We start from the raw sequence: 13,517 nt of genomic DNA, 5'->3' as shown, positions 1-13,517 counted from the left end.
AGTTAAGCTCAAACTGTGTGTTATTGGAGTGTGACAGTCTTAAGCGGGATCTCCGCTTAAACTGAACTAATGTATCAGTAAGCGCCAAGTAGCACCATGCTGAAATACGACCGCCTTGAAAATTATTTTTACAAAACCTTTCGACTTTTTCTAAATACACTATTGAGTTTATTTAAATGAATTTTCAGACTCAAATGTCAATGCGGCACTGCGCATGGCATCTTTTCGTTGCTGAATCCAATACGCCAGACTTAAGCAAATGAGCCATGCTGGAATCAGCCAGACGGCAAGACGCATGTCGGGCGTGAGGCTCATGATCACCAAAATGCCAAGCATAAAAGCCATACATAAATAATTGGTCACGGGGTAGAACAAACTTGGAAAATGCGATGTCACATGGGTACGTTTAAGCTGCTGACGAAATTTTAAATGGGTAAAGGAAATCACCACCCAGTTAATCACAATAGCCGCCACGACCAGCATCATCAAAAATGCAAAGGCTTTTTCTGGGAACAGATAATTGAGCAATACACAGAGTGCAGTGACAAAGGCAGAGAGTAGGACTGCATAAACTGGAATGCCGCGAGAATTAATTTTTTTCAAAAATTGAGGGGCATTGCCTTGTTCGGCCAAACCCAGCAACATGCGGCTACTACAGTAGCTGGTACCGTTATAAACCGATACGGCCGCAGTCAAGATAATAAAGTTGAGGGCTGTCGCGACACCTTGACTATTGAGTGAGGCAAATACCATTACAAATGGACTGCCACCTTGTGCCATTTGATTCCATGGAAACAGTGCCAGTAACACGCACAACGTCGCAATATAAAAAATGAGAATCCGGTAAATAATCTGATTGACGGCTTTAGGGAGTGTTTTTTTCGGGTCACGTGCCTCGGCTGCGGTAATACCAAACAGTTCGATTCCACCGAAGGCAAATACAATCGCGGCCATGGCCATCAGTAGGCCGGTTACGCCATGTGGAAAGAAGCCACCCAGTGCCCAGAGATTGCTGATCTGTGCCTGAGGTCCTGCGCTTCCAGTGGCCAGCAAGTAAGAACCAAAGGCAATCATGGCCAAAATGGCGGCAATTTTGATGATTGAAAACCAAAATTCCATTTCACCAAAAAGTTTCACGTGGAGCAGGTTAATCACGTTAATCAGAATGAAAAAGCCCAGTGCTGAAACCCATGTTGGAATGGCGGGCCACCAGTACTGTACATACAGGCCAACCGCGCTCAGCTCGGCCATACAGACCAGCACGTTCAACACCCAATAATTCCAACCCGAAATAAACCCGGCAAAGCGTCCCCAGTATTTATTGGCAAAATAACTAAACGAGCCACTGACCGGCTCATGTACCACCATTTCACCAAGCTGACGCATCATAAAAAAGGCAATCAGACCCGCGATGGCATAACCCAAAATAACCGAAGGCCCTGCCAGTTTGATCGATTGTGAAATACCGAGGAATAGTCCCGTACCAATCGCACCGCCCAGCGCAATTAATTGAATATGGCGATTGGATAAACCGGGTTTGAGGCGACCTTGCTCTTGCTGTGACATATGCTTATTCTCATCCATGTCGTGTAATTTTTTTAAAACAAATTACGTATATCATAAATTTAAACCAAAAAAAATCAAAATCTGTCGATAATTAACCGATTTTCAAAGGTGCTATAGCGGCATACTGTGTCGTGAAATCTGCTGGAATCGGGGCAAAGTCGTGGCATAAATGAAAAAAGAGCATTTCAGTTTTGACCAATGTCAGGCATGATGTCAGCACGTTTATGCAGTCTTGTAAAAATATCGGAACACTGCATATGCTTGAGAATTTCATCTTAAAAGAGTGCATCAATGGTTGAAGAAAGATTATCGGGTGGGGTTCAATCGCTTGAAGTGGGTTTGAGTGTGTTGAATGCATTGGTCGACCATCAGCATCCCATTATTTTAAAAGACTTATCGCACAAATTAGACATGCATCCTGCAAAAGTGCACCGTTATCTGGTGAGCCTGATTCGTATGGATTATGCCAAGCAGCTTGAAGATGGCCAGTATGCACTGGGCGATCAGGCTTGGCGATTGGGGCTGAATTGTATTCAACATACCGACGCGCTGCAACTTGTTCAGTCGATGATTTATGATGTGCAGGCCAAAATTGGCTGTAGCATTCAAATTAGTAAATGGTCACCGCGTGGACCGCTCGTAGTACAAGCCATGGAGTCGAATCACCCCATTGCCATTGTGACCAAAGTCGGCTCGATTATGCCATTGGTGAATTCGGCATCGGGCCGAGTCTTTGCCTCATTTATGCCCGAACATGTGGTGCGTCCACTTATGGAACTGGAATGGCAAGCCGCGGCACAGTCGAGCTATCCGCTTAAACCACAAAATTGGGATGAATTTTTAGCCCTCAAAACCTCGATTCTTGAGCAACACATGGCACTGGCACAAGGCGATTTGCTGGTGGGGATTAATGCTGTGGGGCTGCCTGTCTTTAATGCACAGGGTGTATTGGAGTTTTGTATTGTGGCCATCGACACTGAAATGTTCTTGCCGCTAGATGCACAAAGCGAAAAGTTGGCTGAGCTGAAAAGCGCAGTGACGGCGATCAATCGTTTTTTGCAAAACCGCTAAACACAAAAAATAAATCCACTGCGCTTCATTCAAAGTGCAGTGGAGTATCAGGTGATTTCGGGTGTTAAATGCTTATACTTGAAGTACACCACGACGAATCTGATCACGCTCAATCGATTCAAACAACGCCTTAAAATTACCCTCGCCAAAACCGTCATCTGCTTTACGCTGAATAAATTCAAAGAAAACCGGCCCAATCATATTTTCAGAGAAAATCTGAAGCAGTAGTTTTTTCTCGCCATTTTGCGTGCTGCCATCGAGTAGAATACCGCGTTTTTGTAGCTCTTCAGTCGGTTCGCCATGGGCGGGCAAGCGCTCTGGCAGCATTTCGTAGTAGGTGGCAGGCGGTGGAGTCATAAAGTTCAGCCCGAGCGCCTTGAGTTTATCCCATGTGGCCAGTAAATCATCTGTAATAAAGGCAATATGCTGAATCCCTTCGCCGTTAAAATCGGCTAAGAATTCTGCAATTTGACCGTTACCTTTGTCTGAATCTTCATTGAGTGGAATGCGGATTTTACCGTCTGGCGCGGTCAGGGCTTTAGAGGTCAGGCCCGTATACTCGCCTTTGATATCGAAATAACGGATTTCTTGAAAGTTGAAAATCTTTTCATAAAAAGAAGCCCAGTAGTCCATGCGGCCTTTATAGACATTGTGCGTCAGATGATCGATTTCTTTTAAACCCGTGCCGACAGGATTTGCCTCGATACCATCGATAAATTCAAAATCATTTTCATAAATGTCACGATCGACCAAAAAGATTGGCATACCACCAATGCCTTTAATGGCTGGAATATTTAATTCCATCGGGCCGATTTTGCTGTACATGGGCTCGGCACCCAGTTCGAGTGCTTTGTTGAATGCTTTGGCGGCATCATGGGTACGAAAGCCCATTGCGCAGGCCGATGGACCATGTTCATTAAAGAAATAAGATGCGTAAGATTCAGGTTGATAATTCAAAATAATATTGATATTGCCCTGACGCCAAAGGAATGCTTTCTTTGATTTATGACGTGCAACTTGGGTAAACCCCATGGTTTTAAAAATCAGATCAAGTTCGTTTTCTTTGGAAACAAACTCTATAAATGCAAACCCGCATAGCTCCAAAGGGTTATCTAAAATATCCATCTTATTCCGTCCTCATTATCGATTTTTACCGAATCCACTCATTGGATCGCTTTAGATTTTTAAACATAGAATGCTACAGAGCCTATAAAGGGCTAAGGAATAGGCATCACCAATACAATCAACCAATTTAAAATTGTATCGGGGTAGCACTCTAGGTTTAAAAGACGATTGCGCTCAAAGGAAATTATTGAAACTCAAAATCGCCGTCCTGCTTCATTTTTTTAACGACGTATCGTCCAACTGATACTGCGTTATATGAATGAGCATACTAAACTCATTTTAATTATGCAATACATAATTAAATTATGAATTTTGTAATAATGATGGCTGTATTTATACTTTTGCACCAAAAAGACGCATATTAACTGGAGATAATTAAAAAAACCACACGACTGGGTGTGGTTTGCAAAGTGATGCTTGATTTTTTAAGAATTCATTAAGTCGTGTGATTACAGACGTGAAACGTCCAAAAACAAGGTTTCCTTAATTTCCTCCATCACAATATAGCTGTGTGAAGACGCCGAGGAGGGCAGTTTTTTAAGTAGATCGCCGAGCAAGCGGCGATAGGCACTCATTTCCTTCAGGCGTGCTTTGACCAGATAATCAAATTCCCCCGAAATCAGATGACATTCTAACACTTCAGGAATCGCCACTAAGTCACGTGCGACCTGATCAAATACATCTCCCGATTTTGCCGATAACTTGATTTCCAGAAAGACCAATAGATTCCGATCGACATACGCCGGATTCAGCCGTGCATGGTAGCCTGTGATCACGCCATCGCGCTCTAGCCGCTTAACCCGCTCGGAGCAAGGCGTGGTCGATAAATTGACCCGTGAAGCCAGTTCGCTGATGGCAATGCGCCCTTCCTTTTGCAGAATATCTAAAATCTGCCGATCAATCCGGTCTAGTGCACGCATAAGAAATTTCCTTTTTTTCGTTTTTTTGCACGACGAATTCTTAAAATTACCTAAATTATAGCGTTTAAATCAGTGAAATTAACTATCTAACCAGAAATATACTAGTGAAATAACCTAATACGGATTGAAGGAACGGACATGCGTGTAATTGTTTTGGGCAGTGGTGTTATTGGTGTGGCTAGCGCTTATTACCTTGCGCAACAAGGCGCGCAGGTTACGGTATTAGACCGTCAGGCGGGGCCAGCAGAAGAAACCAGTTTTGGTAATGCCGGTCAGATTTCACCGGGTTACTCTACCCCGTGGGCAGCGCCGGGCATTCCGTTTAAAGCGGTAAAATGGATGTTTCAACATCATGCACCCTTGGCAATTAATATCGATGGCAGCATGTGGCAGTTACAGTGGATGGCGCAAATGCTTAAAAACTGTAATCCAGCCAGCTATACCACCAACAAAGAACGCATGATGCGTGTGGCTGAATACAGCCGTGACTGCCTCAAAGCATTGCGTGAAACCACAGGTATCGAATATGAGAACCGTGCTAAGGGAACCTTGCAGATTTTTCGTAGCGAAGCACAATTAGAAGCAGTGCAGCGTGACATTCAGGTGCTAGAAGAATGTGGCGTTGGTTATGCACTACTTGATCGCGAGGGACTTGCTCAAGTCGAGCCGGCACTTGCACATGCTCAGGATAAATTGGTCGGTGGTTTGCACTTGCCAAATGATGAAACTGGCGACTGTTATTTGTTTACCAATGCGCTGGCCAACAAAGCCAAAGCACTAGGCGTCGATTTTCGGTTTAATCAGCAGGTCGAAGGCTTGGTGGTCGAAGGCGATAGCATCAAAGGCGTGCGCGTTAATGGTCAAACTCTAACAGCAGATCGTTATGTATTGGCATTTGGTAGTTATTCGCGTGACTTTTTAAAACCGCTTGAACTTAATCTGCCGGTGTATCCAGTCAAAGGGTATTCACTCACAATCCCGATTGTGCAGCCTGAGTTCGCGCCGCAGTCGACCGTGCTCGATGAAACCTACAAGATCGCCATTACCCGTTTCGACCAGCGTATTCGTGTGGGAGGGATGGCCGAGCTGAGTGGCTTTAATCTTGGCTTGAATCAAGACCGACGCGCCACGCTTGAGATGGTGACTCAAGATTTATTCCCGGGCGGCAATATGGCAGAAGCGTCTTTCTGGACAGGTTTACGCCCAATGACACCAGACAGCACTCCGATTATTGGTGCGACCCGCTTTAAAAATTTATTTCTCAATACCGGACATGGCACTTTGGGTTGGACCATGGCCTGTGGCTCTGGCAAGTTGATCAGTGACATTGTGCTGAACCATCAAACCGATATCAGTACCGAAGGGCTCTCGCTGCAACGTTATTCTAGCGCAGCCTAAATCTTAAACCTCAGGGAAGATTCACTATGCCACGTCCCATTCATGCCGTTGTGCATCAGGATGCCTTAACACACAATCTTGAGGTTGCCCGAAACGCCACGCCAGACAGTCAGGTCTTTGCCGTGGTTAAAGCCAATGCTTATGGTCATGGTATCGAACGCGTATATCCGGCCTTAAGCGCCGCCGATGGTTTTGCACTACTTGATCTTGCCGAAGCCAAACGCATTCGGGCGTTGGGCTGGACCGGGCCAATATTGTTACTGGAAGGTGTGTTTTCACCGCAAGATTTATACGATTGCACGCAAGATCAGCTCAGCTTTACCGTACATCACCTGAGCCAGATTGAATGGATCGAGCGTCATCCTGCATCAGCGCAGTTTCATGTTTATTTAAAAATGAACAGCGGCATGAACCGTTTGGGCTTTCAGCCTGCGGCGTATCGCGAAGCGTGGCAGCGCCTGCATGCATTACCGCAGGTGGCCAGTATCACGCACATGACGCACTTTTCCGATGCAGATGGCAATCGTTTTGGCGAATCTGGGATTAACTATCAGCAACGTATTTTTGAACAAACGGTTGAGGGGCTTGCGGGCCCACGATCGGTGAGTAACAGTGCCGCGATTCTACGCCATCCGCTGCACTCCGATGTTGTCCGTAGCGGCATCATGCTCTATGGCAGCGCACCAGATTATCCGGCACATTCAATCGACCATTGGACACTCAAGCCCACGATGAGCCTACGTAGTGAGTTGCTGGCCATTCAAGATTTACAGCCCAATGACACTGTGGGATACGGCTCAAGCTTTATGGCAGACCGCCCACTCAAGATCGGTATTGTGGCTTGTGGTTATGCCGATGGTTATCAACGTATATCGCCAACAGGTACGCCTATTCTGGTAGATGGCGTGCGTACCCGTACCGTTGGTCGCGTTAGTATGGACATGCTGGCAGTCGATTTGACGCCTGTACCACAGGCTACTGTCGGAAGTGAGGTAGTGCTGTGGGGCAGGTCTAAAACTGGTGCAACTTTATCCATCGATGAAGTGGCAGTGGCTTCGGGCACCGTAGGTTATGAACTCATGTGTGCTGTGACGGCACGCGTTCCATTTATTATACAAACATAAGGATATAGGCATGTCGAACAACGATATTCAGCGCATCAATACCACCGCGGTAATGAGTGCTGTCACCATTTTTAATGGCGTAGTGTATCTCTCTGGTCAGGTTCCGAAGCAGACCGAGCAAGGGATTGAAGGGCAAACCCGAGAAATTCTGGCAACTATCGATGCTTTGTTGGCCGCAGCCCATACCGACAAATCCCGTCTGCTTTCTGCGCAACTGTTTTTAAAGCATCTTGATGATTTTCAACAGGTGAATACAATCTGGACCGAATGGCTCGATGGACTGGCCACACCCGCACGGGCCACCATTCAGGCCGATCTGGTCAATCCAGACTGGCTCATCGAAATTGCCGTGATTGCGGCACAAGCTTAATTTTATATCCGCCAGTACATTCGTGTGCTGGCGTTGACAATTTAAGACCCGTATTTCCCTTTATGTTGAAGTGAATGACGGGCACAAGGAGCGTTAGATCCCGCTGTTTTCAGTATTTTTGTGAGGCGATCCCAAACAAAAGGAAAAATGGCTGGGTTTAAAAGAGGAAATTCAAAAAGGATGTGACCTTATGACTACAGGACGTCATAGCGACGCTGAGCATGTACCCCATGAGCTTCAGCGCAAACTGTCGAATCGTCATTTACAATTGATTGCGATTGGCGGTGCCATTGGAACAGGCCTCTTTATGGGATCAGGGAAAACGATCTCGCTGGCAGGGCCTTCTATTTTATATATTTACATGATCATTGGCGTCATGTTCTTTTTTTTAATGCGTGCCATGGGCGAATTGTTACTGGCGAATCTGCATTATAAGTCTTTTGTCGATATGGCGCATGATCTGCTCGGTCCGGGCGCTGGTTATTATCTGGGCTGGACCTACTGGTTAGGCTGGGTACTGGTCGGAATCGCCGATCTGGCTGCCATTATCAACTATTTAAGTTTCTGGTTACCCGATGGCACCACCTTTACGCCAATGGGGCAGGCACTCATTAGCGCAGCATGTGTGTTTTTGGTGCTCGGGCTGAATCTGTTAACCGTGCGTCTGTTCGGTGAAATCGAATTCTGGTTTGCCTTGATTAAGATTCTGGCGATTGTCGGATTGATCGGCGTCGGTGGCTACATGGTGTTTAGCCATTTTCATTCTCCTGCCGGCGCTGTGGCATCGATCAGTAATGTCTGGTCCGCAGGGGGAATGTTTCCTAAAGGCGTTGAAGGTTTCTTGGCTGGCTTTCAAATTGCAGTTTTTGCTTTTGTTGGGGTCGAGCTGGTCGGTACGACTGCCGCAGAAACCAAAGATCCTGAAAAAAATCTTCCCAAAGCCATCAATGCCATCCCAATCCGCATTATTTTATTTTACGTATTGGCATTGTTTGTGGTGATGTCGGTGACGCCTTGGAATCAGATCAGTGCCAATAAAAGCCCATTTGTAGAGCTGTTTTTGTACGCAGGTATTCCGACTTCTGCCATCATCATGAATCTGGTGGTGTTGTCTTCGGTGATGTCCTCGATGAACAGCGGTGTGTTTTCGACCAGCCGTATGTTGTTTGGTTTATCACGTGATGGTCAAGCCCCTAAGGCATTTGCACAGTTATCGCGCCGTGCAGTACCGGCCAATGGCTTACTGTTTTCCTGCCTGTTTATTATGGCAGGTGCCGCGTTGCAATATTTTGTGCCCAATACCATGGAGGCCTTTACGCTGGCCAGTTCACTTTGCGTGATCTTGTTTATTAGCGTATGGAGCATGATCATGGTGTGCTACTTGCGTTATCGTAAGCTGCGCCCTGAGTTGCATGCCCAATCGACGTTTAAGATGCCAGGCGGTATTTTGATGTCGTATGTGGTTTTGGGCTTTTTGATGTTTACGTTGGTGATTCTGGCATTAGAGCCCGATACCCTTAAAGCACTTTACGTGAGTCCGCTCTGGTTGATTATTTTGGGCTTTACTTATCAGTTTATGTATAAGCCTCGCGTGAAACGTTTGATGCAAAATTAAAAGAAATGATCCATTGAAGAGCATCGTCTGGCGTATGCTCTTCAAATTGTATTAAATCTCGTGCTCAATACGCAAAATAAAACATGATTTCTCAGAAAATATTTCAAAAAGAAAGTCGATCTTACTGCGAATCAAGATGTATTCGCATCTCATTTGTTTAAATAACTGATGTCAATTTTTAAATTTTTAGTGTCAATATTTTTTTGTTTTTTTTCGTTAGCTTAAGCCCTCGTACCAAACACATCACATTTTTGTTTAGAAAGTGAATTTGGTATGTACTTTTAAAACGATTTAACTTTTTAAAAAAGGGTGGCTCTTTAAATGAAAATGAAATTATTGATTGGCGCATTCATGACAATTGGTGTTATGCAGGGAGCAGTGGCTGCCGATACAATTACCTTTACTGGCACAGTTGATTCAAACACCTGTACCGTCGATGTTGGAAGCTCTGCTTCGCCAACGATTACGCTACCGACTGTTGGTGCAGGAAGTTTAACTGCTGCTGGAAAAACTGCAGGTGCAACGCCTTTTAGTATCAATATTAAAGGGTGTAGCCAAACTGCGGATGACGTTGCGGTACGTTTTTACCGCGCATAATCCTGATGGTGCTAATTTAGGCGTTTCAAGCGCAACTGGTAGTGCAACAAATATTTCAATTCAGCTTTTAAATGGAAGTGCTGGCAGTTCTCCACTGGTTTTTAATAACGGAATTGCCACTACAGCGAAGCAAACCACATCATCAGGTACTACTACCTATAATATGACCGCGCAATATTATGCAAAAGATAAGGTGACAGCCGGCTCGGTCACGGCAGTTGCTGATTATGAAGTGATCTATCCTTAATCGATTTTTAATGATCCGCCATGTGCCATAACTATGGTGACATGGCGTTTTTGATAAAAAGACAAGAAAAGGATAAACCATGAAAAAAGCCTCTAAACTTTGGTTCAGTATGTTAATCGCAAGCTTCGTGTGCAATACATCGTTGGTATACGCCAATGTGGTGATGACAGGTACTCGCGTGATTTACCCGGCTGAACAAAAAGAAAAAACGCTGCAATTTAGTAACAGTAAAGATCAGAGTTATCTTGTTCAAATCTGGTTAGATCAAAACAACCCTCAATCGACGCCTGAAACTGCAGATGCTCCTTTCATGGTCAATCCTCAGGTTTTCCGTATTGATCCATCTCGCGGACAAATGGTACGGATGGTCTACACAGGCGACACACATTTGCCTGCCGATAGAGAATCTATTTTTTACTTAAATTTTAAGCAAATACCTGCATTTGAAAAAAACAAACTTGATCAAAATATGCTGGTCTTATTGGTTAAAAGTCGCTTAAAAGTTTTTTATCGTCCAAAAACAATTGTAGGGCAACCAGAGGATTCTTTTAACACCCTGACCTATTTATTGGTGAAAGATCAAGATACCACATGGCTTGAAGTGAATAATCCAAGTGGTTATTACATCACGCCAACTCATGCCACTGTCAAAAAAAACGCGCAGACTGCAAAAGCACTTGATATAGCGATGATTCCGCCTAAAACGACCGCTCGTTGGAAGTTGGATCGATCGATAGATAACGGTGCTGATCTTGAGGTGAGCTTACGCTTAGTGAATGACTACGGAGCCCCTGTCAATCAGCGAATCGCAGCTCAGCATGATCGATAAGGCCAGTTGATGATGAAGCATACCTCGGCTATAACAGCGCATACCGTTTTATCGGTTGCAATTCATTCATTGCTCTTTCATTCAAATCAGTTATATGCCAATACCCCTGTTTCAGAGCTGAGCTCATCTCAAGAGTTATATACTTTCGATGCCAAGTTACTTAAGGGAACAGGCCTAAATCAAGAGTTAATCGATCGTTTCAATCAGTCTAGTGTATTACAGGCTGGATCATACACAGTCGATCTATATGTCAATCAACATTTGATTGGTCGACGTGAAATCAGATTTATAGATGACCCAGATCAGCCTGGCAAAGTAGATGCCTGCTGGACTGATGCCTTATTAGATCAGGCAAATATTGTGGGTGATCTTCAGTTCCAGAAAAGCCGAACTCGGGGTCAAAATACAAGTAGCAAAGAAGATTGTCTAAAACTGGCTCAGATCGCACCAGGTAGTCAAATCGATTTTGATTATGCCAATTTACGCTTGGATTTAAATATTGCTCAGCAGTATTTAAGAAGTGTTCCAAGAGGATATGTCAATCCTGAAGAGCTTGATGCAGGACAAAGTATTGGATTTTTAAATTATTCTGCGAATTACTACCGCACAGAAAACAGATTTGAAAGCAAACAAAACTATGAGTCAGGTTTTTTAAGCTTAAACGCGGGTGCCAATATTGGAAAATGGCAGTATCGTCAGCAAAGTAATTTTTCAATTGATAATGACCATCATACTCAATGGAATCACATTCGAAGCTATCTACAGCGACCCATCAATTCATTGACGTCTGTACTGACATTAGGCCAGCAATATGGCTCGGGACAATTTTTCTCGACATTACCTTATTTGGGATTAAGTCTGCAAACAGATGAGCGGATGCGCCCAGATTCAATGCGAGGTTATGCACCCGTGATTCGTGGCACCGCACAGACCAATGCAAAAGTATCGATACAACAAAACGGGCGCGAGATTTATCAGATAAATGTTGCCCCGGGGCCTTTTGAAATTAAAGATTTGTATCCGACCAATTTTGAAGGAAATTTAAAGGCGGTCGTTACAGAGGCCGATGGCAGTGTCCATGTGCATGACATTCCATATGCTGCCGTTCCTAACTCTTTACGTGCAGGTCTTTATAACTATAACTTTTCAATGGGAAAAACTGATCTGGATCACGCACAACAGGCTTACTTCTCAGATTTTAATTATGAATATGGTTTAAATAACAGCATCACGGTGAATGGAGGTTTCCGTTTAAGTCAGGATTATCAAGCGCTTTTATTTGGTGGCGTATGGGGATCTACTTTGGGCGCGCTCGGAACTAACATCACCTATTCTCGTGCTGATATCACGACCTCTTCAGGCAAAGATACAACAGATGGCTGGATGGCCAATATTAATTACAGTAAGACCATTCAACCGACCAATACGACTATTGCAATAGCTGGATATCGATATTCAACTGAAGGTTATCGCGAGCTAGGAGACATACTCGGATTAGCATATGCGACCAAGCAAGGGGGAGATTGGGTTTCAAATACATATCTACAACGCTCGCGTTTTCAAATTAATTTAAGCCAGCAGTTTGGTCAACTTGGTAGTTTTTATTTAGCAGGTTCAACTCAAAACTATCGTGATGAGCGTAAACGTGACACATCGTTTCAGGCTGGATTCAGTAAAAGTATCGGTATTATGAGCTTCAATCTTAACTATACACGTCAAAAAACCTATGCCGTACGTGGTGATCGTGTCAAAGAAGAATATTCAGATAATTTTGGTGGCATTAGTATTCATATTCCTTTAGGTAAAGCCCGAAATCCGTTACGCCCAACATTGAGTGCCTATTATAATCAAAGCAAAAACAATGAAAATTATCAGCTTGCTATGAATGGCGCGCTTGATCCCGATTACAGCCTCAACTATACCATCGGTGTAAACGGAGCTTCCGATCATAGTGATACCACTTATTCTGCAGGCCTTTATAAACGCTTTGCATCACTTCAGGTGGGTGTCAATAGTGCCTATAGTCATCAGTACTGGCAAAATTCAATCAGTGCAAATGGCGCTGTCGCATTACATTCAGGTGGAGTGACCTTAGGGCCTTACTTAACAGATACCTTTGGTTTGGTTGAGGCGAAAGGGGCCCAAGGAGCCAAAGTCATTAGCTCACCTTATAGTAAAATTGATCGCTTTGGTTATGCACTAATCCCAAGTTTAAGTCCCTATCGATATAACAGTATCATTTTAGATCCACAAGGTATTGCAAATAATATTGAGCTCATCGGTGGAGAGCAGCGCGTTGCACCGTATGCAGGCGCGAGTGTGAAAATCAAATTTCTGACTCGGACAGGATACAACGTATTAATCCAAAGCCATTTGAACAATCAACAGATCATTCCAATGGGAACAGATGTATTCAATGCTGAAGAAGAGGTTATTGGTATGGTCGGTCAAGGCGGACAAATGTATCTGCGTGTTGCACAGCCTAAAGGAATATTACGTTTGCGTTGGAGTGATCAGCAGGGAACTTCAAGTTGTTCGTTACCCTATACGATCTCCGATGTCGATTTAAGCCAACCACTAATTAAATTGAGCGCTGTGTGCAATATGGAGAATAAATAAATGTTCCTTCTTCATACAGGTCTTCAATCACATTTT

At 44.2% G+C, this 13,517-nt stretch carries 10 protein-coding genes and 1 pseudogene; 8 read left to right on the top strand and 3 right to left on the bottom strand.

What is annotated here, in order from left to right; all coding sequences use genetic code 11:
- Nucleotides 1-168: 168 nt before the first annotated feature.
- Entirely contained in the window at nt 169-1,566 is a 1,398-nt protein-coding gene (locus L2096_RS11090; RefSeq protein ID WP_250365415.1) for an amino acid permease, read from the bottom strand.
- A 291-nt stretch (nt 1,567-1,857) separates the two neighbouring features.
- Here L2096_RS11090 and L2096_RS11085 point away from each other — a divergent pair, with 291 nt between their 5' ends.
- Entirely contained in the window at nt 1,858-2,637 is a 780-nt protein-coding gene (locus L2096_RS11085; protein ID WP_151867618.1) for an IclR family transcriptional regulator, read from the top strand.
- 72 nt (nt 2,638-2,709) lie between these two features.
- On the opposite strand, the gene hppD is transcribed toward L2096_RS11085, so the two are convergent.
- Together hppD and L2096_RS11075 are read right to left on the bottom strand one after the other, a co-directional pair.
- Nucleotides 2,710-3,762, bottom strand: a complete 1,053-nt coding sequence (gene hppD, locus L2096_RS11080; RefSeq protein ID WP_250365414.1) for a 4-hydroxyphenylpyruvate dioxygenase — start codon at nt 3,760-3,762, stop codon at nt 2,710-2,712.
- Nucleotides 3,763-4,211: 449 nt separating this feature from the next.
- On the bottom strand, nt 4,212-4,682 hold the full coding sequence (locus L2096_RS11075) for an Lrp/AsnC ligand binding domain-containing protein (RefSeq protein WP_004941677.1): 471 nt from the start codon (nt 4,680-4,682) through the stop codon (nt 4,212-4,214).
- Nucleotides 4,683-4,820: 138 nt separating this feature from the next.
- Between L2096_RS11075 and L2096_RS11070 the strand changes: the two genes are divergently transcribed.
- From L2096_RS11070 to L2096_RS11035, 7 genes and pseudogenes are all read left to right on the top strand, one after another.
- The gene (locus tag L2096_RS11070) at nt 4,821-6,080 is read left to right on the top strand and encodes a D-amino acid dehydrogenase (RefSeq protein WP_250365413.1); all 1,260 of its coding nucleotides are present in this window, start codon (nt 4,821-4,823) and stop codon (nt 6,078-6,080) included.
- 26 nt (nt 6,081-6,106) lie between these two features.
- Entirely contained in the window at nt 6,107-7,204 is a 1,098-nt protein-coding gene (gene alr / locus L2096_RS11065) for an alanine racemase (RefSeq protein WP_250365412.1), read from the top strand.
- Between the two features lie 10 nt (nt 7,205-7,214).
- The gene (locus tag L2096_RS11060) at nt 7,215-7,574 is read left to right on the top strand and encodes a RidA family protein (RefSeq protein WP_250365411.1); all 360 of its coding nucleotides are present in this window, start codon (nt 7,215-7,217) and stop codon (nt 7,572-7,574) included.
- A 190-nt stretch (nt 7,575-7,764) separates the two neighbouring features.
- Complete coding sequence (locus L2096_RS11055) at nt 7,765-9,189, top strand: amino acid permease (RefSeq protein WP_119689732.1); 1,425 nt, start codon at nt 7,765-7,767, stop codon at nt 9,187-9,189.
- Nucleotides 9,190-9,510: 321 nt separating this feature from the next.
- Nucleotides 9,511-10,033 (top strand): annotated as a pseudogene (locus tag L2096_RS16105) (fimbrial protein).
- A gap of 79 nt (nt 10,034-10,112) precedes the next feature.
- A complete protein-coding gene (locus L2096_RS11040) occupies nt 10,113-10,862 on the top strand; it encodes a fimbrial biogenesis chaperone (RefSeq protein WP_250365408.1) in 750 nt (249 codons plus the stop codon).
- Between the two features lie 9 nt (nt 10,863-10,871).
- A complete protein-coding gene (locus L2096_RS11035) occupies nt 10,872-13,481 on the top strand; it encodes a fimbria/pilus outer membrane usher protein (protein WP_250365407.1) in 2,610 nt (869 codons plus the stop codon).
- Nucleotides 13,482-13,517 lie beyond the last annotated feature (36 nt).

Source organism: Acinetobacter sp. ACZLY 512 (assembly GCF_023614015.1).
GTDB lineage: Bacteria > Pseudomonadota > Gammaproteobacteria > Pseudomonadales > Moraxellaceae > Acinetobacter > Acinetobacter soli.
The sequence above is the reverse complement of the archived record's forward strand: the minus strand, read 5'-3'. Positions and strand labels throughout refer to the sequence as shown.

What these genes read in the sequence shown, in the direction of transcription:
- L2096_RS11090 (WP_250365415.1), bottom strand. Translation starts at nt 1,566, where the DNA reads ATGTCACAGCAAGAGCAAGGTCGCCTCAAACCCGGTTTATCCAATCGC.
- L2096_RS11085 (WP_151867618.1), top strand. Translation starts at nt 1,858, where the DNA reads ATGGTTGAAGAAAGATTATCGGGTGGGGTTCAATCGCTTGAAGTGGGT.
- hppD (WP_250365414.1), bottom strand. Translation starts at nt 3,762, where the DNA reads ATGGATATTTTAGATAACCCTTTGGAGCTATGCGGGTTTGCATTTATA.
- L2096_RS11075 (WP_004941677.1), bottom strand. Translation starts at nt 4,682, where the DNA reads ATGCGTGCACTAGACCGGATTGATCGGCAGATTTTAGATATTCTGCAA.
- L2096_RS11070 (WP_250365413.1), top strand. Translation starts at nt 4,821, where the DNA reads ATGCGTGTAATTGTTTTGGGCAGTGGTGTTATTGGTGTGGCTAGCGCT.
- alr (WP_250365412.1), top strand. Translation starts at nt 6,107, where the DNA reads ATGCCACGTCCCATTCATGCCGTTGTGCATCAGGATGCCTTAACACAC.
- L2096_RS11060 (WP_250365411.1), top strand. Translation starts at nt 7,215, where the DNA reads ATGTCGAACAACGATATTCAGCGCATCAATACCACCGCGGTAATGAGT.
- L2096_RS11055 (WP_119689732.1), top strand. Translation starts at nt 7,765, where the DNA reads ATGACTACAGGACGTCATAGCGACGCTGAGCATGTACCCCATGAGCTT.
- L2096_RS11040 (WP_250365408.1), top strand. Translation starts at nt 10,113, where the DNA reads ATGAAAAAAGCCTCTAAACTTTGGTTCAGTATGTTAATCGCAAGCTTC.
- L2096_RS11035 (WP_250365407.1), top strand. Translation starts at nt 10,872, where the DNA reads ATGATGAAGCATACCTCGGCTATAACAGCGCATACCGTTTTATCGGTT.